This is a genomic window from Butyrivibrio sp. FC2001, from assembly GCF_000424125.1.
Classification (GTDB): domain Bacteria; phylum Bacillota; class Clostridia; order Lachnospirales; family Lachnospiraceae; genus Butyrivibrio.
In genome coordinates this window covers 1-24995 of sequence record NZ_AUJH01000008.1, presented here as the reverse complement: position 1 = coordinate 24995, position 24995 = coordinate 1, and the positions used below count along the sequence as shown (strand labels likewise).

21 protein-coding genes, 3 tRNA genes and 1 pseudogene are annotated in these 24995 nt (G+C 43.4%); 3 read left to right on the top strand and 22 right to left on the bottom strand.

The features are described 5' to 3' along the window. Positions 1-286 precede the first annotated feature (286 nt). The 9 genes from metG to G601_RS0104000 all read right to left on the bottom strand — a co-directional run bounded on the left by metG (position 287) and on the right by G601_RS0104000 (position 11857). Positions 287-2344, bottom strand: coding sequence for a methionine--tRNA ligase (gene metG, locus G601_RS0104050; protein ID WP_026664542.1), 2058 nt, complete (start codon positions 2342-2344; stop codon positions 287-289). Between the two features lie 14 nt (positions 2345-2358). Then, on the bottom strand, positions 2359-3234 hold the full coding sequence (locus G601_RS0104045) for a methionyl aminopeptidase (RefSeq protein WP_026491046.1): 876 nt from the start codon (positions 3232-3234) through the stop codon (positions 2359-2361). Positions 3235-3315: 81 nt separating this feature from the next. Continuing rightward, the gene (locus G601_RS0104040; protein WP_155834456.1) at positions 3316-4875 is read right to left on the bottom strand and encodes an O-antigen ligase family protein; all 1560 of its coding nucleotides are present in this window, start codon (positions 4873-4875) and stop codon (positions 3316-3318) included. Between the two features lie 568 nt (positions 4876-5443). Next, a complete protein-coding gene (gene rpe, locus G601_RS0104025; protein ID WP_026664539.1) occupies positions 5444-6094 on the bottom strand; it encodes a ribulose-phosphate 3-epimerase in 651 nt (216 codons plus the stop codon). A gap of 196 nt (positions 6095-6290) precedes the next feature. Then, the gene (locus G601_RS0104020) at positions 6291-7232 is read right to left on the bottom strand and encodes a transketolase family protein (protein ID WP_026664538.1); all 942 of its coding nucleotides are present in this window, start codon (positions 7230-7232) and stop codon (positions 6291-6293) included. A 12-nt stretch (positions 7233-7244) separates the two neighbouring features. Next, positions 7245-8075: a transketolase gene (locus G601_RS0104015; protein ID WP_026664537.1), complete on the bottom strand. Its 831-nt coding sequence runs from the start codon at positions 8073-8075 to the stop codon at positions 7245-7247. Between the two features lie 261 nt (positions 8076-8336). Beyond that, positions 8337-9041: an L-ribulose-5-phosphate 4-epimerase gene (locus G601_RS0104010; protein WP_026664536.1), complete on the bottom strand. Its 705-nt coding sequence runs from the start codon at positions 9039-9041 to the stop codon at positions 8337-8339. Positions 9042-9113: 72 nt separating this feature from the next. Continuing rightward, entirely contained in the window at positions 9114-10709 is a 1596-nt protein-coding gene (locus tag G601_RS0104005) for a xylulokinase (protein ID WP_026491039.1), read from the bottom strand. Positions 10710-10759: 50 nt separating this feature from the next. Further along, positions 10760-11857 carry a GntR family transcriptional regulator gene (locus G601_RS0104000; protein ID WP_026664535.1) on the bottom strand — a complete coding sequence of 366 codons (1098 nt, stop codon included), beginning with the start codon at positions 11855-11857 and terminating at the stop codon, positions 10760-10762. 296 nt (positions 11858-12153) lie between these two features. Here G601_RS0104000 and G601_RS0103995 point away from each other — a divergent pair, with 296 nt between their 5' ends. Then, positions 12154-12711 (top strand): hypothetical protein, encoded by a 558-nt coding sequence (locus tag G601_RS0103995; RefSeq protein ID WP_026664534.1) that lies wholly within the window; start codon positions 12154-12156, stop codon positions 12709-12711. A gap of 99 nt (positions 12712-12810) precedes the next feature. On the opposite strand, the gene G601_RS0103990 is transcribed toward G601_RS0103995, so the two are convergent. The 9 genes and pseudogenes from G601_RS0103990 to G601_RS0103950 form a co-directional block, all read right to left on the bottom strand. Beyond that, a complete protein-coding gene (locus G601_RS0103990; protein ID WP_026491036.1) occupies positions 12811-13251 on the bottom strand; it encodes a restriction endonuclease in 441 nt (146 codons plus the stop codon). 23 nt (positions 13252-13274) lie between these two features. Then, positions 13275-14141: a 16S rRNA (cytidine(1402)-2'-O)-methyltransferase gene (gene rsmI / locus G601_RS0103985; RefSeq protein ID WP_026664533.1), complete on the bottom strand. Its 867-nt coding sequence runs from the start codon at positions 14139-14141 to the stop codon at positions 13275-13277. Next, on the bottom strand, positions 14131-14886 hold the full coding sequence (locus tag G601_RS0103980) for a tRNA1(Val) (adenine(37)-N6)-methyltransferase (RefSeq protein WP_026491034.1): 756 nt from the start codon (positions 14884-14886) through the stop codon (positions 14131-14133). Before G601_RS0103980 ends, rsmI begins: the two co-directional genes overlap by 11 nt. Before the next feature lie 439 nt (positions 14887-15325). Further along, positions 15326-16216: pseudogene (locus tag G601_RS27135) on the bottom strand (PSP1 domain-containing protein); the annotation flags it as partial. Positions 16217-16219: 3 nt separating this feature from the next. Then, positions 16220-17251, bottom strand: coding sequence for a DNA polymerase III subunit (locus G601_RS0103970; RefSeq protein WP_026491033.1), 1032 nt, complete (start codon positions 17249-17251; stop codon positions 16220-16222). Between the two features lie 33 nt (positions 17252-17284). Further along, positions 17285-17725 (bottom strand): YaaR family protein, encoded by a 441-nt coding sequence (locus G601_RS0103965; RefSeq protein ID WP_026491032.1) that lies wholly within the window; start codon positions 17723-17725, stop codon positions 17285-17287. 15 nt (positions 17726-17740) lie between these two features. Then, positions 17741-18334 (bottom strand): guanylate kinase, encoded by a 594-nt coding sequence (locus tag G601_RS0103960; protein ID WP_026664532.1) that lies wholly within the window; start codon positions 18332-18334, stop codon positions 17741-17743. A 1-nt stretch (position 18335) separates the two neighbouring features. After that, positions 18336-19805: an aminotransferase class I/II-fold pyridoxal phosphate-dependent enzyme gene (locus G601_RS21855; protein WP_035790307.1), complete on the bottom strand. Its 1470-nt coding sequence runs from the start codon at positions 19803-19805 to the stop codon at positions 18336-18338. A 102-nt stretch (positions 19806-19907) separates the two neighbouring features. Beyond that, the gene (locus G601_RS0103950) at positions 19908-21731 is read right to left on the bottom strand and encodes a carboxylesterase/lipase family protein (protein WP_242834376.1); all 1824 of its coding nucleotides are present in this window, start codon (positions 21729-21731) and stop codon (positions 19908-19910) included. A gap of 60 nt (positions 21732-21791) precedes the next feature. Here G601_RS0103950 and G601_RS26390 point away from each other — a divergent pair, with 60 nt between their 5' ends. Together G601_RS26390 and pckA are read left to right on the top strand one after the other, a co-directional pair. Then, the gene (locus G601_RS26390; protein ID WP_026664530.1) at positions 21792-22103 is read left to right on the top strand and encodes a LysR substrate-binding domain-containing protein; all 312 of its coding nucleotides are present in this window, start codon (positions 21792-21794) and stop codon (positions 22101-22103) included. Between the two features lie 174 nt (positions 22104-22277). Beyond that, positions 22278-23891 (top strand): phosphoenolpyruvate carboxykinase (ATP), encoded by a 1614-nt coding sequence (pckA, locus tag G601_RS0103940; protein ID WP_026491029.1) that lies wholly within the window; start codon positions 22278-22280, stop codon positions 23889-23891. A 148-nt stretch (positions 23892-24039) separates the two neighbouring features. Here the strand turns inward: pckA and G601_RS21850 are convergent, their stop codons facing one another. From G601_RS21850 to G601_RS0103920, 4 genes are all read right to left on the bottom strand, one after another. Beyond that, positions 24040-24576 (bottom strand): HD domain-containing protein, encoded by a 537-nt coding sequence (locus G601_RS21850; protein ID WP_051205561.1) that lies wholly within the window; start codon positions 24574-24576, stop codon positions 24040-24042. A gap of 161 nt (positions 24577-24737) precedes the next feature. Next, positions 24738-24810, bottom strand: a tRNA-Phe gene (locus G601_RS0103930). A 9-nt stretch (positions 24811-24819) separates the two neighbouring features. Then, positions 24820-24893: transfer RNA gene (locus G601_RS0103925), tRNA-Met, on the bottom strand. Positions 24894-24906: 13 nt separating this feature from the next. Further along, a tRNA-Tyr gene (locus tag G601_RS0103920) sits at positions 24907-24988 on the bottom strand. Positions 24989-24995: the final 7 nt, after the last annotated feature.

Sequence of the window (24995 nt, the reverse complement as noted above, 5' to 3'; positions counted from 1 at the left end):
TTCCATAGGAATGCTAAATGAAATAATATTTTGCTATAATAATTTTACCTTTGCAATTTTTATTATACAAGCTATTAAGGGCTTATTTTTCTAAAAATACTATTAATTCTCATATTTTTTATATAATTTTTTGTTTTCTTCATTCATTTAAGTAAATTGTGTGAAAATAGATTGTATTTGGTTTATCTACTAAAATTCAGTTTATAAATCTCCAAAAAAATATAAATTATAAGAAAAACCCGATAACTTCCAAGATGAAATTATCGGGTTCGTATTTATATAATTATTAGCAGATCTCTGCTCCTGAGGGCATAGCCTTCTCAGGTGTCATAAGTGCAAGGTTACCTTCTGCATCCTCTGCACAAAGGAGCATTCCTTCAGATTCAACACCGGCAAGCTTTGCAGGCTTAAGGTTTACCAGAACCATTACCTTCTTACCTACCATCTCCTCGGGAGTATAGTACTTGCGGATACCGGATACTATCTGCTTTGTCTGGCTTCCGATCTTAACCTGTGAGCAAAGAAGCTTCTTGGACTTCGGAACTGCCTCGCAGGCGATGATCTCACCTACCTGGAACTGCATCTTCATGAAGTCATCAAAGGTGATCTCATCCTTTGCAGGGATATCGATTCCTTCTGCTGCCTCGCCTTCCTCAGCCTTGTCCTCAGCGCCGCCGATAACAATGGCATTAGCTTCCTTGAGCATTCCAGCCTTGGTAAGATTTTCCTTAGCTCTCTTCTGAGACTCGATGAAGTCAGCCTTCTGCTTCTCTGTGATCTTGGCAGCTTCAGCAAGAACCTCGTTAAGGTCTTTTCTTGCAAAGGTCTGCTCAGGAGCATCAGTTACCTTTGTGCCGCTCTCATATTTTCCGAAGGTATCAAGAGTATCAAAGTCGCGGCTCTTTGTGTTCAGCATAGAGAGAATCTTCTCTGCTGTTCTGGGCATGAAGGGCTCAAGAAGACTTGTTCCGATTGTGATACCCTCAACAAGGTTGTAAAGAACTGTTGAAAGTCTGTCAGCCTGTGCCTCATCCTTTGCAAGGTTCCACGGCTCAGTCTCATCAATATACTTATTGCAACGCTTAAATACTGCGAAAATCTCTGTAAGAGCATCAGCAACTCTGAGCTCATCCATCTTCTTCTCAACCTTTTCATAAGCGCCTGTGCATACTGCCTTAAGGTCAGCATCAACACCGCCTTCTACTCCCTTGTCAGCTACAACGCCATCGAAGTACTTATTGGACATTGCAATTGTTCTGTTTACAAGGTTACCAAGTGTATTGGCAAGGTCTGAGTTGTAACGCTCAACCATGAGCTCCCATGTGATCACGCCATCATTGTCATAGGGCATCTCGTGAAGTACAAAATACTTAACAGGATCAACACCGAAGAGACTTACAAGGTCATCAGCATAGATTACGTTGCCCTTGGACTTACTCATCTTCTCGCCGCCCTGAAGGAGCCAGGGATGTCCGAATACCTGCTTCGGAAGGGGCTCGCCAAGTGCAAGAAGGAAAATAGGCCAGTAAATAGTATGGAATCTGATGATATCCTTACCGATAAGATGAAGGTCAGCAGGCCACCACTTTTTATAGTCCTCGCTGCTGTTATCCACATCATAGCCGATACCGGTGATATAGTTTGTAAGCGCATCAAGCCATACATATACTACATGCTTTTCATCGAAGCTTACAGGGATTCCCCACTTGAAGGAGGTTCTGGATACGCAAAGATCCTGAAGTCCGGGAAGCAGGAAGTTGTTCATCATCTCATTCTTACGTGACACAGGCTGAATGAATTCAGGATGTGTATTGATGTGCTCGATAAGCTGAGGTGCATACTTGCTCATCTTGAAGAAATATGCTTCCTCCTCAGCGGGATGTACGTCTGATCCGCACTCAGGACACTTTCCGTCAACAAGCTGAGACTCTGTGTAAAATGCCTCACACTCTGTACAGTACATTCCCTTATAGGATCCCTTATAGATATCGCCCTGGTCATAGAACTTCTTGAATATCTTCTGAACCTGCTGAACGTGATCCTCGTCTGTGGTACGGATAAATCTGTCATAGGATGTATCCATCATATCCCAGAGGCTCTTGATTGTACCTGCAACGCCATCAACGAATTCCTTAGGGCTGTTGCAGCCTGCCTCGATTGCTCTTGTCTCAATCTTCTGGCCGTGCTCGTCAGAGCCTGTCTGGAAATGAACATCATAGCCATCTTTTCTCTTATATCTTGCAATAGCGTCAGCAAGCACGATCTCATAGCTGTTTCCGATATGAGGCTTACCTGATGTATAAGCTATCGCTGTAGTAATGTAATATTTTCCTTTGTTCTGCATTTATAAAAATCTCCTTACCAACATAATATCTCGCAACCGGTCTCGGTAACCAAGACTTCCACTTCCCACTGAGCTGAAGGTGAACCGTCCTCAGTATAAACTGTCCAGTCATTATCAGCATCCACGAAAATCTTATCCTCACCCATGTTTATCATAGGCTCGATGGTGAATACCATTCCGGGTACCATGATCATCTCTGTTCCCGGCTTACTTACAAAGCTAACCCAGGGTTCCTCATGGAAATCGTTACCACAGCCGTGTCCGCCAATCTCACGAACCACTGTGTAACCATTTTTAAGAGCGTGCTGATGAACTGCGTCGCCCATATTTCCAAGGGGTGTCCAGGGGATTACATTCTTAACACCTATATCAACTGCTTCCTTAGTAACATCCACAAGCTTCTTCCATTCAGGATCCACATCTCCGATGCAGAACATTCGTGAAGAATCTGAGTAGTAGCCATCCAGAATTGTGGAGCAGTCTACATTTATAATGTCGCCCTCCTGCAAAATATCGTCAGGAGACGGAATTCCATGACATACCATATCATTAATGGAAGTGCATACGCTCTTAGGAAAACCTTCATAATTAAGAGGTGCCGGGATACCACCCATCTTCTTAGTTACATCAGCGACGATATCATCGATTTCCTGAGTCGACATGCCTGCCTTTATCTTGTCAGCTACCTCGTCGAGGCAGGCCATATTTATCTTCGCACTCTTTTTAATGCCTTCAATATCTTTTTCAGTCTTAATGAGTGATCTGTGGGGAACTATCTTACCTTCCCTCTGAAGCTTGATGATCTTGTCATCAAAAGCCTCGTGGCAAGCCTTGTATTTCTTACCACTCTGGCACCAGCACGGTGCATTTCTATCCATCTTTTTATACATTATCTAAATATCAACCTTTCTAAATATTACAGGTTTACGCATAAAGTCTATTATCTAGTATGCCTTTACTGCTTATTATTGTCAATTTGCAATCTTTGTTTTTCGCTCTTCCGATAAGGCCATTGCAACAAACAGATACATGAATGAGGTTGCATATACATGCTGAAAAAAGAATATACTGCATGCAAAATAGCCTGAAAGGGACAGGAGCGCCATCATTGAAAGCCTGCTTTTATCTGCTTTTTTCCAAAGTGCAGCAAATGAAGTTATTATAAACCCGGCGTAGGTGATGCACCCCAGAATACCGTTTTCAACAAGGAAGTGAAGGTATTCATTATGGGCGACCATCAGCTTATATTTACCATACATTTCAATCAGGATCTCTTCAAAGTCCGGAAAAGAGTATATGTATGCCGCAAACCCGCCCTGGCCTGTTCCAACAAGCTTTCGCCAAAAGGGAAGTCTTCCAAAGCCGTACACCGCACATCTCCAGTTAAGGCCTCTGTGCGTTCCCCAATCGTAATCAAACCTCAGCATTCTGATATTTGCAAGGCCACCCGCCTTCTCAGGTGTATTAGTAACCACTACCATCGCAATTACAATGAGAATTATTCCCAAAAGGAGCCCTGCCACCATAACCTTGTAGAGAATTTTTAGGGCTTTACCCTTCCATTCTTTTTGTCTTGTAGCATATAGCATGGCCATGATAACCAAGGCTACAAATATTATCAGAACTCCTACATGCTTTCTGAGAAGTGAATTAACTGCATCATTTTCATCAACAAATACAAATTTATCATGAAACAGAACGAACACCAGGAAGTATACTATCTCGGTAACTACGCCAAACATCGCGATAATTACTGAAAATCTCTGTAGCATTTCTCTTTTGCTGATACAAACGCCAAATAAAATAAATAGCTCTGCCATCATCACCGGCAGTATGGTGTCACTTCCAATCACCCATGCTCCCATAAAAATGAAGGCATCGACAAAAAGTGCTATCATCCTGCGCATTCGGTTTTCTTCATATATATAATAGGCAATTCCTGCACCCATAAGACAAGCCACATACATTGTCGCCCAGTTGGTCTGTCCAAGCGTTGAAATAAATCCGGGATAGGTATTACCCATCTTATTAGGGTAGATGTCGAATCTGTTAAGAACTGTCAGGAGTCCTGTAATTCCGGCGCCTATGCCGGCAGCGATCCAGATGGAGAGCTTGTCCTTATAATAGTAAAAAACAAGAAGCATGGCTCCGATAAACAATAGCTGTACACGGAATCCCATGTGCCAGCTCCCATTTCCAACCCAAGAGGTCTTATGATTGCTTGAGAATATCCATGAGATAATATGTGACAACAGATGCGTAAGCACAAATATAATAGGTAGTTTTGGCCTGCGTTTTAAGTTTTCTCCTCTTAAGCATCCGGTCTCTACTAGATAACAGATAAATCCACATATTATTATGAATGCTGTTGTTACAAGCCTGTATATCTTATACTTTGCATTAGCTATGTCACTGTATCCGTTCTGATAATAGAAGGGCACAAACGCCAGCATTATTAGTAAATAACAAGTTGTAATGTATTCCCCATATTTGTGCAAAGCCTGTGCTGTAGATTTCTTCTTTCGCTTCAAACTTATTCCTCCGACTTGTATCTACACCGTATTTCAGAAAACAATACATAATCTGAATATGCATCAATACTGATAATCCTTTGACAATTATACTTACATAAAAAAACACAGGCAAGAATTTCTCCTTGTCTGTGCCATAAAAAATCATGATAAACATTATTTAGAACCCGTTGCCTTATAAGATTTGTGCAATTGAAGATTTTCACAGTCAGGTGGGGAATTTACAAGAGAATCGTTGCGCACTTTACAGCCTGCATTTCTGCAGTCTCTGCATCTGTATCCTGAGTGATTTGAATACATCTTTTTACATTCAAGCGAGCAGAAGGCATGATAGCTCTCTCTTGCCGTAAACATCCTTCCACAATTCATACAAATATTTCTTACATTGTGCGCCATAACTTTACCCTTACTTTCACTAATGGGTATACTTCCACTTTAATTATACGTTATAAGGCGCAGCAATTCTCGATATTTAGAAAAAATTTAGAGAAAATTAAGGAGCAAAGCCCTTTTTTGACTATGCTCCTTAACAATTTAGATAATATTTATATTTACATAATATTCTTACTTACTGCATTTTCCCAAGTAAGTTTTTTACATTTTCAGATATGTCACCATTAAACACAGCAGAACCTGCAACGATAACATTGGCACCTGCTTCCAGAGGCACATTAACGTTATCAACAGTTACTCCGCCGTCAATCTCTACGTCAACTGAAAGTCCGGCGTCACTTATAAGCTTCCTTGCTTCCTTTATCTTGTCAGTACATTCATCCATGTACTTCTGACCGCCAAATCCTGGCTCAACAGTCATCACAAGAAGCATGTCTATATGCTCCAGATAAGGCACTACAGCATCTACCGGTGTTTTGGGTTTAATAGCAAGTCCCACCTTTTTACCAAGGCTGCGGATCTTGTCTATTACTTCTCTGGAATCTGATGCAGCTTCTACATGGAAGGTTATAATATCCGCACCGCTCTCCGCAAAATGCTCAATATAACGGATAGGCTCCTCTATCATAAGATGTACATCATAGACCTGCTTAGAAGCCTTCCTTATGGATTTAAGTACCGGTAAGCCAAAGGATATAGAGGGAACAAATATACCGTCCATAACATCAAAGTGAAGATACTGCGCGCCTGCTGCCTCAGTCTCCTTTATCTGCTGTCCAAGTATTGTAAAATCCGCTGAAAGAATTGATGGTGCAAGAATATTCATATCTGTTTAACCTCAAATGCATGTGTTTGTAAATTCCGAGCGTTTTTCCTGATTTGGTACCCAAAAACACCCATATTTTAACTCATTTCAATTAAATTTGGAAACAATAATCACAATATAATAATTTGGTACCCATTTTATGCGGAAAAATGGGTACCAAACTTAAAAATTCTACGTATTTTTACCAAGTAATAACTTATTTAAGAAATTCCTTAACTGAGTTGTATACACCCTCTCCGTCAAGACCATACTTCTTAACAAGATCTCCTGCAGAACCTGATTCGCCGTAGCGATCCTGCATACCGATCTTCTTAACAACTGTAGGACACTCTTCAGAAAGAACATCACAAACTGCAGAGCCAAGGCCGCCGATTACTGAGTGCTCCTCAACTGTTACAACCTTGCCTGTCTTCTTAGCAGTAGCTACAACAAGCTCTCTGTCGATAGGCTTGATTGTGCAGATATTGATAACCTCTGCGCTTACACCCTCAGCTGCAAGCTTCTCAGCTGCTTCAAGAGCTGAACCTACGCCGATACCTGTAGCAATGATGCTGACATCTGTTCCCTCGCGGAGAACTGTTCCCTTACCAAGCTCAAACTTGTAATCAGGTCTGTCATTAACAATAGGGCAAGCTGCACGTCCGAAACGGATGTAAACAGGACCCTCGTGCTCAGCTGCTGCGCGAACACAAGCTCTTGCCTCGATATCATCTGCAGGGCACATAACAACCATTCCGGGGATTGTGCGCATAAGTGCAAGATCCTCGTTACACTGATGGCTGGCACCGTCTTCACCTACTGTAATTCCGGCATGTGTTCCACCGATCTTAACGTTGAGGTGAGGATATCCTACTGAGTTACGAACCTGCTCGTAAGCACGTCCTGTAGCAAACATTGCAAATGTGCTGACAAAAGGAATCTTACCTGTTGTTGCAAGTCCTGCAGCGATGCCCATCATGTTGCACTCTGCAATACCGCAATCGATGTGACGATCCGGGAATTCCTTCTTGAACCAGCCTGTTCTTGTTGCTGCTGCAAGGTCAGCGTCAAGTACTACTACCTTGTCGTTTTCCTTTGCAAGCTCTATAAGTTCTTTACCATAGCTGTCTCTGGTAGCTATCTTCTTAACTTCGCTCATTTTAACCTCCAATTATTCTAAAGATGCGCCGATCTTTTCAAGATCTTCCATTGCCTTAGCATACTCTTCATCATTAGGTGCAACACCGTGCCATGAAACCTGGTTCTCCATGAAGGATACACCCTTACCCTTTATAGAGTGTGCAATAATTGCTGTAGGCTGTCCCTTGGTCTCTCTAGCCTCCTTGAAGGCTGCTCTTATAGCATCGAAATCATGTGCATCAATGTTGATTACATGGAAGTTAAATGCTTCAAACTTCTTGTCGATCGGGTAAGGTGAGCAAACCTGATCAACAGGTCCGTCGATCTGAAGACCATTGTTATCAACGATAACAACAAGGTTATCAAGCTTGCGGAAGCCTGCGAACATAGCTGCCTCCCAAACCTGTCCTTCTTCAATCTCACCATCACCTAAAAGTGTGTATGTTCTGAAATCTTTATTATCAAGCTTTGCAGAAAGTGCCATACCGCAAGCTGCTGAAATACCCTGTCCAAGTGAACCTGAAGACATATCAAGTCCGGGAAGGTACTGCATGCTGGGGTGTCCCTGAAGTCTTGATCCAAGCTTACGAAGAGTCTTAAGCTCCTCTACAGGGAAATATCCACGCTGAGCCATTACTGAGTAAAGGCCGGGTGCTGTGTGTCCCTTTGAAAGAACGAAACGGTCACGATCTGCCTTAACCGGATCCTTAGGATCAATGTTCATCTCCTCAAAATACAGATATGTAAAAATATCTGCTGCTGAAAGTGATCCGCCGGGATGTCCAGCTTTTGCAGCATGAACAGCTGTTACTATGCCCTTGCGGACTTCATTTGCAATTTTCTGCAATTCTTTGTTTGTCATAATTCCTCCACTTCCTTTTTTCTTAAAAATCTTATGAAGTACTGCCCGGAATCCCCAGGCAGTATCAATTTAACACAAATCGCAATATCCGACTATCGTTTTTTTGCGCAATTGTTCTTAAATAGTGCTTTTCCATTTTCACAAGGACGTTCTGCTCTCGCTTCGCTCGCATGGAAGTTCTGCTCTCGCTACGCTCGCATGGAAGTTCTGCTCTCGCTTCGCTCGCCAGAACACGCTCGAACCAGATTCGAAAATACCTCATCAGGTTCTCGCAGCTTGCCCATAATACGCATTAGCGCCATGTTTTCTGTAGTAGTGTTTATCCTGAAGTTCCTGAGGAGCAGGCATAACTCTGGGATTAATAACCTCACATCTATATGCCATTTTTGCTACTTCCTCTGTAACTACTGCATTGTGAACTGCTTCGTGAGCATCCTTGCCCCAGGAGAATACGCCATGGTTTTTACAAAGAACAGCGGGTACTGCAACCGGATCCTTGCCCATTGCATTGAACTCATTCACGATAAGATGTCCTGTGTTTTCCTCGTAAGCATCCTCAATCTCATCCTTTGTAAGGCATCTTACGCAGGGAATCTCTCCATAGAAATAGTCTGCATGCGTTGTGCCATAGCAAGGGATTGATCTTCCTGCCTGAGCCCAGCTTGTTGCATAGGATGAGTGTGTATGAACAACACCACCTATATCCTTGAATGCCTTGTAAAGCTCCACATGTGTGGGGGTATCTGATGAAGGATTAAGCTTTCCCTCCACCTTTTTACCGTTAAGATCCATGACAACCATGTCATCGGGTGTCATTGTCTCATAGTCAACTCCGCTCGGCTTAATTACGAAAAGTCCTGATTCCCTGTCAATCTCACTGACATTACCCCAGGTAAAGGTAACAAGGCCATACTTGGGAAGCAGAATGTTTGCTTCGTAGACCTTCTTTTTAAGTTCTTCTAACATGTTATATTCCTTTCTTTTCCTCTTGCCTTCCCCCTCTGGGGGAAGGTGCCCGAAGGGCGGATGAGGGTCCTATTACTTAAGTGTATCTACAGCCGCTCTCTCGATCTCGAGTCCCGCATTATAATCCTTCATAAACTCATCGAATCCCTTAACATCCTCTGCTACGGGCTCGCAGGTCTCAACCTTTCCATCCTTGAATACCTTGTTGTTAAGATACTGCTCAAGAGTCTCACCGTCTTCCTTGTTAAGCATGAAGCCTGCAAGAATAGCCTGACCCCAAGGACCGCCCTCACCTGCTGTTTCCATGAGCTTGATGGGTGTATCAAGTGCTGCTGCCATTACTCTGTCACCAACGCCTCTGATCTTGAAGAATCCACCCTGGCCAAAGAAGAAGTCAGCCTTTACGTTTTCTTCCTTCATAAGGATGTCGTTACCAACCTTAAGTGCACCAAGTGCTGTGTAAAGGTGTGTTCTCATGAAGTTTGCGAGGTTCATCTTTGCATCGGGTCTTCTTACGAACAGCGGTCTTCCTTCATTGAAGCCCGTGATGCTCTCTCCTGAGAAATAGTTATATGCAAGGAGTCCTCCGCAATCTGCATCGCCCTCCATAGCCTTTCTGTAAAGAGTTCCATAAAGTGTATCATCATCCACATCAGCACCAACAGCTTTTGCAAACTCTCTGAAAAGTCCTACATAAGCGTTGAGGTCTGAAGTACAGTTGTTGCAGTGAACCATGGCAACCTGCTCACCTGAAGGTGTTGTAACAAGGTCGAGCTCAGGATATGCCTTTGAAAGATCATGCTCAAGAACAACCATTGAAAATACTGAAGTTCCTGCTGAGATGTTACCTGTTCTTACGCCAACAGAATTTGTTGCAACCATTCCTGTGCCGGCATCTCCCTCAGGAGGACAAACCGGAATACCTGCTTCAAGTGCGCCTGTAGGATCAAGCTTCTTAGCACCTTCAGCCGTGAGCTTACCTGCCTCTGCTCCTGCAGGAAGTGACTTCGGAATGATGTCGCGAAGCTTGAAGGAATAGCCCTTTTTGGCTGTAAGTTTGTCAAACTGGCCTACCATCTTTTCATTGTAGTCACAGGTTGCTGAATCAATAGGGAACATTCCTGATGCATCACCTACACCAAGAACCTTCTCCCCTGTGAGCTGCCAGTGAATATAGCCTGCAAGAGTTGTGAAGAAGTCCACATTCTTTACATGCTCCTCACCGTTTAACATTGCCTGATAGAGGTGAGCGATGCTCCATCTCTGAGGAATGTGATATCCAAAAATCTCTGTAAGCTCGTCTGAAGCCTTCTCTGTTATTGTGTTTCTCCATGTTCTGAAGGGAACAAGAAGGTTGTCATCTTTGTCAAAAGCCATATAGCCGTGCATCATTGCTGAAAATCCCATAGCACCGACCTTTGTAAGCTTCTCTCCATACTGCTCGTCAACATCCTTTACCAGCTTGCTATAGCAGTCCTGAAGACCTCCCCAGATATCATCAAGTGTGTAGGTCCAAACTCCATCCTCAAGTCTGTTTTCCCAGCTATGTGATCCCTGAGCGATAGGATTGTTATCCATGTCAGTAAGAACAGCCTTGATTCTTGTTGACCCAAACTCGATTCCCAAAAGTGTTTTGCCATCTGCGATAGCCTGTTTTGCATTTCCCATACTTCTTCTCCTTTTCCCGCTAAAAATTGTTTTATTGTCTTATAGAGGCTCTAAATTTCTTTAACCGATCCTCTTTTTGTAATATCTTCCTCAAATTCATAAGTGGCTGAAAATCCCGGGTGGTGTATAAGTCTCACCAGATTTTCAGCAGCCCGCTCTCCAAGCTTTTCCTTTGGATGCGGTATGGAATCTATCGGAGGCCTTGTGAGCTTGGCAAGGTCCGAATCATCCATGCTGACAAGTGAAATGTCAGCCGGAACCTTCCTTCCGTCCTCCTTTAGAATCTGCATTACCAGCGCCGCCACTTCATCGTTATAGCAAAAGACCGCCGTGCAATCAGAAAGCCTGTCGCGAATCTTGTCCTTGATATGCTCCTGGTTCTTTAAGTCCTCGGTATCAAGCCAGGTGATCCTTGAATCCTCCGGCGCCAACCCCTTCTCAGAGATAGCCTCCTGATATCCGCTGTATCTGTCCAGTCCCTGCCTGTCATCCATCTTAAGAACGCAGCCTATATTTCTGTGCCCACTATCCAAAAGACTCTTCACCGCCTTGTAAGCACTCTTCTTATCATTCATGGACACATGTGGAATACCACTTCCTCCGTCTTCCCCCGAAGATGTTCTCGTCATCTCAGGATAATAGCTGTTCATGAAAAGAATGGGTATCTTCATGGCTGTTATCTTAGACAAAAGATCCGTGTTGGGATTTGGAAGAGCACTTCTTGTGGGCTCTAAGATTATTCCCGCCACTTCGTCCTTTTCAATTATCTCCGACAGGATCTCCCTTTCCCTCACAGATGAATTGTTTGTAAAGAAAAGTTGTACTGTATATCCAAGCTCCCTTAGCTTACTCTCAATCCCTTGTATTGTCTTAGGAAAGATATAACTGTCAACATAAGTTGTAATTACAGCTATCCTGCTTCGCTCTCCGGTCTGCACCCTCTCGTCGGTGACGTAGGTTCCGCTTCCCCGCTCGGCAGTAAGGATTCCCTCCTGTACAAGTATCCCTATTGCGTGTCTCACCGTTTGTCTGCTTATATTAAATTGTACACATAGATCATTTTCCGACGGTATCTTACTTCCAGGCGTCAGCGCACCGCTGCTCACCTGCTTTTGTATCCAGTCGATGACCTCTTGATATTTCGCCACGTTTCCCCTCCGGAAATCACTAAGTGATTACCTAAAAATCATAACTAGAGAGAATGATCAGGTCAATACATTTTGTCTTGTAATTTTGTACAAGTTTTTCAAGTTGTATATATACAAGTTTACCTATAAAAACAAAAAGCTCTTTACACTAGCCCCCATGCGGTTCCGTTTTTGAGCCTCCCTATTTTAGAAAAAATTAATACATAATAAATAGCCAATTTATGACTATAGGCTATGATGTATGGCAGTAACGTAGTTACATCCGAATCTTAATCGTATTTAAGGAGGGACTTCGAATGAAGAAAATTGTTTCTTTCGCTTTAGCAGCAGTTATGGTTTGCGCTATGTCTATTTCTGTATGCGCAGCTCCGATGACACCCGGCAGATTTTTACCCGGAGAGTATACTAACAACGCAGTTCTTAGTGGACTCTGGCTTGAAACCAATGATTTTATTCCTGTTTCTTCAGGTGTTGGTGATTTCACTCTTGACGGCCAGACAGAGTCAGGAATGACAGCAGATCTCTTCCATGTAAATCCTCGTTATACACGCACAGCTCAGTCAATTGCTGCAACACATGGTGCAACAATCGTTTGTGCTTTTGGCGTTAAGCTTCCGCCCCTTGTTTCAGGCGGCAGAGTAGTTTTACATGTTAAGGATGGTTTCGATATGCCTGCTAACCTTACTGCTGTTTCAATGCATGGTGAGAAGTTCAATACTATTGCTGTTGAGAGAGTAAACGACAGACAGATTGCTCTTAATCTGAACGCATCTGATAACCACATCTATCTCTTCCAGGGCGGAAATCTTGCAGCTGGAACAGAAGAGACATACAAGGATTGCCTTGGATGGTAATACTTATTGGGTAATTAAGAAAATAAAACCTTAATTGTCGGATTTGTAACTATGAATAGATCGAAAAAGAGCCGCCGATTTTTCCGGTGGCTCTTTTATTTACATACTGTCTATATATCCCCTGTCCCAAAGCATTATCTTTAGCTTCCTGGCAAGCTCTACAGCAGGTGCCGTAAAGTACTGATTAGTCATAACAACGCCTATCATGCAGTCGTAGTAATCTCTTCCTGCGTAAACCTCCTGGACTGCCTTCACTCCTATAGGCTTATCGTAGCATTTGCACTGGATCGCATAGCTTACTCCATCCTTTTCAGCAAGGATGTCCGCTCCGAAATCCCCGCTTCCCTTGGTCACTTCAACATCCAGAAATCCATGCTCCCTTAAAAGGTCAGCGCAGTAGTATTCAAAGTCATGGCCCTCCAGTTCATCCATAGGAAGTGGCCTCTGTCTTCGAATTCTTACAATAATAAGTAGCCCAAGCAGAACAAAAAGAACTACCCCTGCAACGATCGCAAAAACCATTATGGTTTTATCTAACATAAAATAATTACTCCCCAAATGCGTTATTTGGATTTATCCAAAAGTGCCTGATAAATCTCCCTTTTTCCAACTCCTCTGTCAGAAGCAACCTGTTTCATGGCATCCTTGTGACTCATGCCGCTATTTTCATAGTAGGCCATGTGGTCCTCAAGGCTCATCTTTGTCCACTCCTCCTGCTTCTGTCTGTCCAGCTCCTCCAGGCTTACTCCCTCTATTACAAGGACATATTCTCCTCTGGGTTCATTTTCCTCGTAATATGCGATCGCCCCATCTATTGTTGTAGGCATCACCTCTTCGAATCTCTTTGTGAGCTCTCTGCATATTGAAATCTTCCTGTCACCCAGAGCTTCCTTTAAATCCTTTAAAGTTGCCTTAAGGTGATGAGGTGCCTCATACATTATGATGGTTCTGTGCTCATTTTGAAGCTGGTCCAGGATTCGGTGTCTTTCCTTTTTATCATCCTGTCCCGGTAAAAATCCCTCGAACACAAACCTTCTGGTATTAAGCCCTGAAAGTGTAAGCGCTGTAATACATGCAGCAGGTCCCGGAAGTGATGTCACGGTAATTCCCGTTTCATGGCACATTCTTACAAGAACCTCTCCGGGATCAGAGATAGCAGGAGTCCCTGCGTCAGTGATAAGCGCTATATCCTTTCCCTCCTGCATAAGTCTTATGAGGTACTCAGCCTTTTCCACCTTGTTGTACTCGTGGTAGCTTGTCATCTCGGTATGAATATCGAAATGGTTTAAAAGCTTGATGCTGTTCCTCGTGTCCTCAGCAGCGATTATGTCGACCTTTTCAAGAGTCTCTAAGACCCTTGCGGTTATGTCACTAAGGTTTCCTATGGGAGTTGCGCATAAATACAGCATACCCTGTGTGTTAGAAGCCATAATTCTCCTTCATTTCCCGGCTGTACTCTCCGGGCTTTTCATAAATAATCAGCGGTGGTTCTATAGCAAGCCTTGGCTTTCCATCCCTTGCACCCTCTATCAGAACCATGCCGGGTTCCTTATCAAGATACGGATGTATCAGTCTGATGCGCTTGGGCTCTATCCTGTTCTTGCGCATACAGTCAAATATCTCGGCAAGTCTGAAGGGTCTGTGCACCATAAAAAACTTTCCGCCGGGATGAAGCATGATCTTGGCAGCCCTCAGCACATCGTTTAAGTCGCACAGCACCTCATGTCTTGCTATAGCCTTGGGGCTGTCAGGATTAGTCAGACCGTGCCCCTTTATCATATACGGCGGATTTGTTGTTACAACGTCAAAAGAGGCAGGTTCAAATAATTTCTCCGCCTCTTTTATATCTCCGTTTACTATACTCACGCGCTCAGTTAAGTCATTGTACATGACGCTGCGCATAGCCATATCCGCACTGTCTTTTTGTATTTCAAGTCCTACGAAATGCTCCGCATTTGTCTTTGCAGACATTAGAATCGGAATGATTCCCGTCCCTGTTCCCAGGTCAAGAACCTTATCTCCTGCTGCCGCTGTGGCAAAGCCTGACAGCAGAACCGCATCCATTCCAAAGCAGAACCTCTCGGGATCCTGAATGATCATCAATCCATTTCGTTGAAGATCATCCAGTCTTTCTCCTTCCTTAAGGAGCTTATCTTTGTCCTCAGTTCTTTGCATCCGATTCCTCACCGCGATTTCGGTTTCTGTTGTCCTGTCCCTTGTTATCCTGGTTTCCGGAATTCTGACCACGGTTATTGTGGTTCTTTTTATTATTAAAATTCCTGCGTCTGTTGTTATTCTTCTTATCGAAGTTCTTATGGCCCTTCTGCTGAGGTCCGTTTGGACCGTCATTCTGGCCATGATCCTGGGACTTATCACGATTGTCCTGGTTCTTATTGTTATCTTGGGCCTTATTTTCCTGAGCCTTGTTTTCCTGAGGCTTATTGTTGTTCTGATTCTTGTTGTTATCCTGGGATTTATTATTTCCCTGGTTCTTGTTATTGTCCTGGCCTCTGTTGTTATCCTGGCCCTTGTTTTCCTGATTCTTATTTCTGTCCTGATTATCTCTGTTCTGATTCTTGTTCTTCTGAGGCTTCTCAGAGGTATTAATATCTCTGTCCTGCTGCTCCAAAGCCTTTGCAGCCTCTTCGTCAGCATCCTTCTCCTTAGGACCGTTCTGCTTATGTTTCTGCTTTTTCCTTACAAGAGTAAGATCGTCCACATTTACCTCATGAACTTCCTTCTCATCATCAACATCAACAAGGATTCGAACAGTCTGTCTAAGAATATTTACACTTGCTACCTCGCCCTCAAGATCATCCTCTGTCTTAACGATATCACCGATTCCGGGCATCTTGCGGTTAAGCTCTTCATATACATCCTCTTCGTTTTTGAGGCAGCACATAAGTCTTCCACACACACCTGAAATCTTGGTGGGATTAAGTGACAGATTCTGCTCCTTAGCCATTTTTATGGAAACAGGTATAAAGTCTGAAAGATAAGAATGACAGCAAAGCGGTCTTCCGCATATTCCATAGCCACCGATTATCTTGGTCTCATCTCTTACACCGATCTGTCTGAGCTCGATTCTTGTCTTAAACTCAGATGCCAGATCCTTAACAAGGTCTCTGAAGTCAATTCTTCCATCAGCAGTGAAATAGAACAGAACCTTGTTGTTGTCAAAGGTATACTCAGCATCAATAAGCTTCATCTCAAGACCGTGCTTGATTATCTTCTCCTTACAGATCCTGAAGGCTTCCTTCTCTCTGACTCTGTTGTTCTTTTCCTGCTCGTTGTCCTTATCATTGGCCATGCGAAGCACTGCCTTAAGGGGCTTTGTGACCTCTTCGTCCTCAACATCCTTGGGATCTGAAAGTACTGTGCCGTACTCAACACCTCTGGCTGTCTCGACAATTACATGGTCACCCTTTTTTATATCAAAGTTACCCGGATCAAAATAGTAGATCTTGCCGGCCGTTCTGAATCTTACGCCGATAACTCTGGTCATATATTATAAATTCTCCTTTATATCAAGCATCAGCATCTCGAGAGTCATCATACTGTTTACGTTGGCGCGAATCCTTGTTCTCGCCCTCTCGATTGCATTTAAAATATTATCAATTTCCTTATAGGAACACTTATCCGTAACACTACTAATATACGACAGTTTATCCGCGAAAATCAAGTGATCCGCGCTCTTCTCCGCCTTGTAGACAAGAAGATCCCTGACGTAAAACAGCAGTACATCCAGAAAGTCATTTGTCATTATCACATCGGGCTTTTTATCCGATGAATCCTCAGGTGTAAGAAGGGCCAGAAGCCTTTCTGCCAGATCTCCCGCCTGAGTTCTCGGAAGTCTGTCCATCAGATCTATGGCGCCGTTCTTTAACTTCTCAAAGTTCTCATTTTCAGTCAAAAGGATAGCCTTGCCGACATTTCCCTGCGCAAAGGAAACCGCCAGCCTTGCCTTGTAATCCACAATTTTTCTTTTTTCCATGAGATATTTCTGTATGAGATCGTCCCTGACTGATTTTATCGGAAAGACTATACATCTACTGAGTATGGTTTGAAGAAATGCGTCTATATTTGAAGTCAGAATAATGATCGTAGTGTAAGCAGGAGGCTCCTCAAGAGTCTTAAGAAGAGCATTCTGCGCCTGAGCTGTCATTAGCTCACCGTCCGGAATTATATAAATCTTGTGATCCGAATACGGCTTTATATAAACATCATCGCAAACCTGCGTCCTTATCTCATCCACACCTATCGAGGTGGGCTTTTCATGCATCACGACGCGGATGTCCGGATGTGTGCCCGCCAGCGCCTGCTTACAGGAATGACACTCCCCGCAGGGCTCGATATAGCCGTCTATTTCCTTCTTATCCTCACACAGAATCGCCTGAGCAAAGATATTTGCGATCATCTTTTTGCCGCTGCCCGTATCCCCCGATATTATGTATGCGTGGGATATCTTATCTGTCCTTAGAGCATTCTGCATATGCTCCTTTATCTGATTCTGCTCTATTATGTCTGAAAAAAGCGCCATTTACGGCAGTTCCTCCCCTGTACCTAACCTTTATTACGTGAAAATATCAAGCAAAAGGCCTTCAATCTGTCCAATTTTTGCCAGGATATTTATGTTGTCCTTTTCATCCTTAACAAGCTCCTGCGCCAGCTCGTCCAGGTTATCATCAATCAGCCTTATTATGCCGTAGACTCTGTGGCGTCCTCTTCTGTCCAGGAAGTTTTCTCTGGAAAAAGCGTGGGATCTTGTAACTATCTCATTAAGGAAATCCTTTATGAGAAGCCTGTATCTTTGCATGTCACGGATATCATTTTTCTTGGAGATTTGTTTTCCCTGCTGAACAATATCCTGCATCATGAGATTTAAGCGCTCGGCAAGTGACGCATCCTCGATCTTACTTGTAAGCGTGAATTTAAAATCCCCGCTTGCCTCCTGGACGCCACCAGTCTGCTGAACCTGTGTGGTCTGCTGAATATTATCAATCCTGATATCCATAATAAACCCACCTCTTTACTTTGTCTCTTCGAGGATGAACTTCTCAATCTCTTTTATGCAGTCCTCAAGCTCACCGTTGTTATCAAAGGTCCTTGTTATGCCTGCTGCCGCAAGCTTTTCATCTGCATAATCCGCCTTATCCGCAAGGAAGCGCCTGCACATTTCATCGTACTTTGGCTCCTCCTGCTTTTGCTCTCTCTTCATGGCTCTCTTCATGATCTCGCCGTCTGTGGCACTTATCATGAGCGGCACCACATTGCCCTCTCCGAAGTACTCACGAATGGACACAAACATCTCCACCGTTCCGATGATAAGGTAATTTCCCTTGGAGAGATCTATCTGTCCATCATCAACCGTGAAATAGTGCCATGGGCCATAGACGGTGTTATATGTGCGCTCCTCTATTATTTTTCGGTCTGCCTTAAGAGCTTCATAACGCTCTATGCTGCAGAAAAAGTACTGCACACCGTCCTTTTCCTTCTCACGCATAGGTCTTGTCGTATATATAATGACCTTGTTGAGGTCAACATTGCCCCTCTCCAAAAGGTGCTTATAAATTGTGTCCTTGCCACATGAGCTTCTGCCCATGATCTCAAATATCTTTCCCATATCAATCAGCGCTTTTTAATACGCTTACCTTTCTATCTCCGTTACCCGATATACAGACGCCCTGCACATTCATATCTGCATTAATGTATTCGCCTATATCATGGATCATCTGCTTTGTAAAAATCTCTCCCGGTGCAATAAGTGGTATCCCCGGCGGATACAAATTAATGAACTCACCAGACACTCTGCCGGAAGCTGTGGTGATATCCACCATCTCCCGCTCCGTATCCCATGCCTTATATATAGGGAAAAGTGCCTTTGGATACTCTGTGTTTATTACAGATTCCTTTTCAGTAATATCATTAATACCGGCTTTTTTTAACTCGGACTTTTCTTTAACGATATCCCCGTTTGTTATGCGGATATCCATGTCCTTTATGGCAGCTATGAGTCTCCCTATGCCATCCTTCGTATCATATCCCGTGATGATCATTAGCGCATAAAAGTCACCTGCCATCTCAGGCTGAAGTCTGTATTCTAATCGAAGTATATCATATATACGCTGCCCTGTGATAGCAGAGTCCCTTGCACACACAAGGACCTTGCAGGGATCTGAAATAATGCCCGCAGGTGCGATGAAGAGATTTTTGCAGTCAGCTGTTTCCTTAAAAATCCTATCCTTATAATCCAGGAGCCCCCCAAATATCTCGTCTCCTCTTTTTTCAATATCTCCTATACAGGAATCTATTGATGACATTAATACGTAGGAGGGACTGCTTGACTGATAAATCCTGAGAAATCTCCGCAGCCTGTCTCTGTTTACAAGGTCTCCCTGAACATGAAGAATCGCTGTCTGTGTCATTGATGCCAGGGTCTTATGGACGCTGTGTATTACAATGTCTGCTCCTTCTGTTACTGCATTTAAGGGGAGCCCCTCATGCAATCCCAAATGGGCTCCGTGGGCTGCATCAACTATCAGGATTTTATTATACTTATGGCAAATATCTGCTATTTTTCTGATATCCGAGGATATTCCCTCATAGGTTGGTGAAGTGATAAAAACCGCCTCGGCCTTTTCATTTTCAGCAAGTTTCTTCTCAACCTCTTCGGGGTCTACCGCTCCCATAAGAAAGCCCCCACCGGGGACCTTTACCCTTACAGGCGATAAGTATCGCAGCTCTAATTTTCTTAAATAAGCTGCGTTATACAGCGCCTTATGGGAATTTCTTCCCGCAATAAGAAGACCTCCCTCTGATACTGCTGCCGACACAGCAGACAACACTCCTGAGGTACTTCCGTTTACAAGGAAAAAGGTCTCGTCTGCGCCGTAGAGCCTCTTTGCCCTTTTTTGTGCCTCAAGTATCATGCCCTCTGCATCATGGAGGTTATCGTAATCATCTATTTCCGTAATATCTATATCCATGTATCCCGCCATGCTTCCGGCATCAGGATTTCTCTTATGCCCCGGCATGTGGAACGGATACAGATCACCATCTCTTAAGTTTTCAAGTTCTTCCTTTATTGTTTTCATAGGCCTCTCTTTCTACATATAACTATAATATCGCGAAAAGACTACCGCAACATGGCGGTAGCCTTTTCAAGTTGGTTTATGAAAAAGAGAGTAACCAATTTTTTAGTGCTGTATCTCCACATCTCCTCCAAACTCAAACTTAGGAATGATTGTCTTATGGAGATCTACAAGCTCGTTGTCAAAATTATGCCTGCATTCACAGGTTCTGTCGAATATCATTGTCGCCTCATCACCGGGCTTTGATGCATCCCAGGCAGGAAGCTCTTCATGATTCGGGTCGCCTGTCTTTGCAAAGTTAATAACTGCCTTAAAGATCTGCTCCTGAAGCTTATCTGAGACTCCCGGAACATTAGCCACAGGCACAAGATCTATATTGTGGAAGAAGAATGCAATATCGGAGCAGTGCCATGCCGGCTTGTTATGCTGAATCGGGAACTCTAAGGCAAACAGGTATGAATACACAGGTGCCTCAGGTCTCTTACTTGCTTCTTCAATAAGAACCTTGGTAGGTGCTCTGAAAATTGAGTCAAAGGACATAACATCAATAATCTTCTTATCAGGATATGCCTTTTTAAACTTCTCAATAAGCTCCTCTGTCTTACCCCCGAATATCCTTGTAAGTCTCTCCTTCATCTCATCCTCTGTCATCTTTGTCTTGTCAAAATCAAGAGGCATGAAAGCAAATTCTCCAAAGACGCTTCCGATCATCATCGGGATCTTTGCTGCGTTCTCGGTAAAGCCTGTAAACTGAGGCTCTCCCTGATACCAGTCATTGATCATAGGTGCCATTCCAACATAGAGTCCCTGCTTCCCTATTTCAGGAGCTGCCTTTTCATAGGCTTCAACCAGTCTCTCATAGGGCAGTGTCTGAAGCTTATCAACATCATTTTCAGTAAGGCCAAGCTCCTTTAACATTGCTGTTACGATCGGCTTTCCATCACCTTTTCCTGTATCCATGAAGTCCTTACCAAGAACACCGCTCATTACGATGCCCTTGTGGAAGAGTCCGTCTGCTGCAGGAGTCTGCATAAGTGATGTAACCTTCATTCCGCCGCCTGACTGTCCAAAGATTGTTACGTTGTCAGGGTCTCCACCGAAGGCTGCAATATTTTCCTTAACCCACTTAAGTGCTGCCACCATGTCCGCATTACCGCAGTTGCCGGAATTTTTATACTTATCTCCAAAGGGTGAAAGATCCAGGTAGCCAAGGAGGTTTAGACGGTGGTTGATTGTTACAACAACCACGTCACCTTCCTTAGCCATAGCCGCGCCGTCATAGCAGAGCTGTTCTATGGAAGATCCTGCAAAGAATCCGCCTCCATGAAGCCATACCATGACCGGTTTTTTAGCGTTTTTATTAAGCTCTGTTGACCATACGTTGAGGTTCTGGCAATGCTCATCCTGAGGCCAGTATGCATGGGGAACCATGAGCTCTCCGCGGGGTGTATCCTGGTGCATAAGCGGGCAGACCATGCCATATGATGTAGCGTCCTTTATCCCTTCCCAGGGCTCAACCTCTGTAGGCTGACAAAAACGCTCTGCTTCTGCATAATGAACTCCCTTGAAAATATAAGTTCCGTCAAAAAAGTATCCCTGTAGTTTTCCTGCTTTCGTGCTTACGATAGTGGAATCATCCTGTCTAAACTGTTTCATTATTATGTAGCCTCCGTGTAAATCTGTGTTAACCTTGCCGCTTGATACCATATCCTTCATCTGGTCTGAGAGGTGATATGTTCCGTCATCATCAACAACGTAGGTCTCACCCTCAACACCCATTGTTCCAAGCATCATTACCTCAGGTGTGTACCAGTAATCAAGATATCTGCATGCAAGCTCAAGATCCTTTGTTGTTGCCGCGATACCCATCTGCTCCTTTACAAGCTCACTTGTGGGATATCCAATCTCAGGTGTGTCGCCTTCCTTCATTACAGGTGCACATGTTGCAACGATGTTGAAGTTATCATCATCATTATACCCCTTATAACCGTGCCCCAGGACACTCAGGTCAGAAGACTTTTTGACGGCTGGTTTTTAAAAAGCGGAAAGCTCCTCTCCCCTGATTACACCGTAAGAAGTATGAGTATAGTTAAGACTCTGACTGAGATCGGTGTCGGTATCGGACTTTTACCCGAGCCTCTTGTCCACGATAAGCTTGTAAGCGGTGAGCTTGTGCAGCTTAAAACCTCAACGCTTCCTCCAAAGAGATCCATTTGTATCGCGATAAATCCTATACATGATCTCTCACTTACGGCACAATCCTTCATCTCTTTATTTAATGAGACAATTTCTCAGAAGTAGTAAATTATTTTCATATAATCCTGTTTATACCTGCAAATTTTAACTATTTGTTAAATTTCTATAATTTACGTTATTTTTCTGACAAAGTATTGTATAATGTAGTGTATGAGCGTTTAGCTGATGTTTTTTCAGACAATCAGCTATCACAATAGAAAAAGAAAAGGAGTTAAAGAAATGGCAGAAATCAATTTAACACAGTATGGTATTACTGGCACAACTGAGATCGTTCACAATCCTTCTTATGAGCTTCTCTATGAAGAAGAGATGAAGGCTGGTCTTGAAGGTTATGAAAAGGGTCAGGATACTGAGCTTGGCGCTGTTAATGTTATGACAGGTATCTATACAGGACGTTCTCCTAAAGATAAGTACATCGTTATGGACGCTAACTCAAAGGATACTGTTTGGTGGACAACTGACGAGTATAAGAACGACAACCATCCTATGAGCGAGGAGGTTTGGGCAACAGTTAAGGATATCGCTAAGAAAGAGCTTTGCGACAAGAGACTTTTCGTAGTTGATGCTTTCTGCGGTGCTAACAAGGATTCTCGCATGGCAGTTCGTTTCATCGTTGAGGTTGCTTGGCAGGCTCACTTCATCAAGAACATGTTCATCGTTCCTACAGATGAAGAGCTTGCAAACTTCGAGCCTGATTTCGTTGTTTACAACGCATCTAAGGCTAAGGTTGATAACTACAAGGAGCTTGGACTTAACTCTGAGACTTGCGTAGCATTCAACATCACAAGCCGTGAGCAGGTTATCATCAACACATGGTACGGCGGAGAGATGAAGAAGGGTATGTTCTCAATGATGAACTATTACCTTCCTCTTAAGGGTATGGCTTCCATGCACTGCTCTGCTAACACAGATATGGATGGTAAGAACACAGCTATCTTCTTCGGTCTTTCCGGAACAGGTAAGACAACACTTTCAACAGATCCTAAGAGACTCCTCATCGGTGATGACGAGCACGGTTGGGATGACAACGGCGTATTCAACTTCGAAGGTGGTTGCTATGCTAAGGTTATCGGTCTTGATAAGGACGCTGAGCCTGATATCTACAACGCTATCAAGAGAGATGCTCTTCTTGAGAACGTAACAGTTGACGGAAGCGGCAAGATTGATTTCGATGATAAGAGCGTTACAGAGAATACTCGTGTATCTTATCCTATCAGCCACATCGGCAACATTGCTTCAAAGGTTAACAAGATTTCCGCTGGTCCTGATGCTCAGAACGTTATCTTCCTTTCAGCTGATGCGTTTGGAGTACTTCCTCCGGTTTCTATCCTTACACCTGAGCAGACACAGTACTACTTCCTTTCAGGATTCACAGCTAAGCTTGCTGGTACAGAACGTGGTATCACAGAACCCACACCTACATTCTCAGCTTGCTTCGGTCAGGCATTCCTTGAGCTTCATCCTACAAAGTATGGTGAAGAGCTTGTTAAGAAGATGCAGAAGTCTGGTGCTAAGGCTTACCTTGTTAACACAGGTTGGAACGGCACAGGCAAGCGTATCTCCATCAAGGATACACGTGGTATCATCGATGCTATCCTTAACGGTGATGTAAACAAGGCTGAGACAAAGAAGATCCCGATCTTCGATTTCGAGGTTCCTACATCTCTTCCTGGAGTTGATCCTGCAATCCTTGATCCTCGTGATACATACGCTGATGCTTCTGAGTGGGAAGCTAAGGCTAAGGATCTTGCTGAGAGATTCACAAAGAACTTCAAGAAGTATGAAGGCAATGACGCTGGTAAGGCTCTTGTAGCTGCTGGCCCTAAGCTTTGATAGCTTGATCTGGTTCAATAGATATAATAAAGGCGAATGCTTCGTGCATTCGTCTTTTTTTATTTTGTGCTTACTTTACATTTATTTTGCGCTTAACCTACATGAAAAAAGGTGCCATACGGCACCTTTAAACAATTTATAATCAATATCAATCATCTTCTCTTGGTATTTCGATATATCTGGCCTTTACCTTAGCTTTATGAAGCCCTAAGGTCTCCATAAGAGAACAATACTTATCAGCCAGTGTCACAATCCATGCTTCTCTGCAAAGCGGAGGAACAATCGTCAGAGGCCACATATGCTTCTGTATAATGTCCTTTTCCCTGGGTGTTAATACAAAGTCCCTGCTGGCATTTTTAAGCGCTGTACCGGGGTGATAAAAGCCATGAAGCTTAGGATGTATATTACCCTTATCCTTGCCATCTACATGCCAATCATAGAGGAAATAATCATGCAAAAGAGCGCCTCTTACCAGATCACGCTCAACACTCTTCGCATGCAGGAATCTGTTTATTCTAAGAGCTCTCTCTGCAACATTTATACTATGCTCATATACTGACATATCTCCGTGCTGGATAAAGCCATTGGATTTTATAAATAAATGAGAAGAAAGAATCTCCTGTCCATGTTTCTTAAGTGCTTCTCTGATCTTACTCTTTCTCTCTAATTTCTCTTGCTTAGTCATTAAAATGGTACCACCTTTAAAAGTAAGTCTAGAGTTTATTTTAAAAGCATATTTTACAATAATCAATAAACAATTAATTAAATCACTATCTTCTTGAAATAAAATATCATTTATAAGTAATTTGGAAGAAAAGGAATATCAAAAAGATTAATAAAAAAAGATGCCTAGACTCGGAATCGAACCAAGGACACGAGGATTTTCAGTCCTCTGCTCTACCAACTGAGCTATCTAGGCATACTTGAGTAGCGGGGACAGGATTTGAACCTATGACCTTCGGGTTATGAGCCCGACGAGCTTCCAGACTGCTCCACCCCGCGTTATTTAGTTGAATGGATGGCGGTGGATTCGAACCACCGAAGCAATTTGCAGCAGATTTACAGTCTGTCCCCTTTGGCCACTCGGGAAGCCATCCATATAAA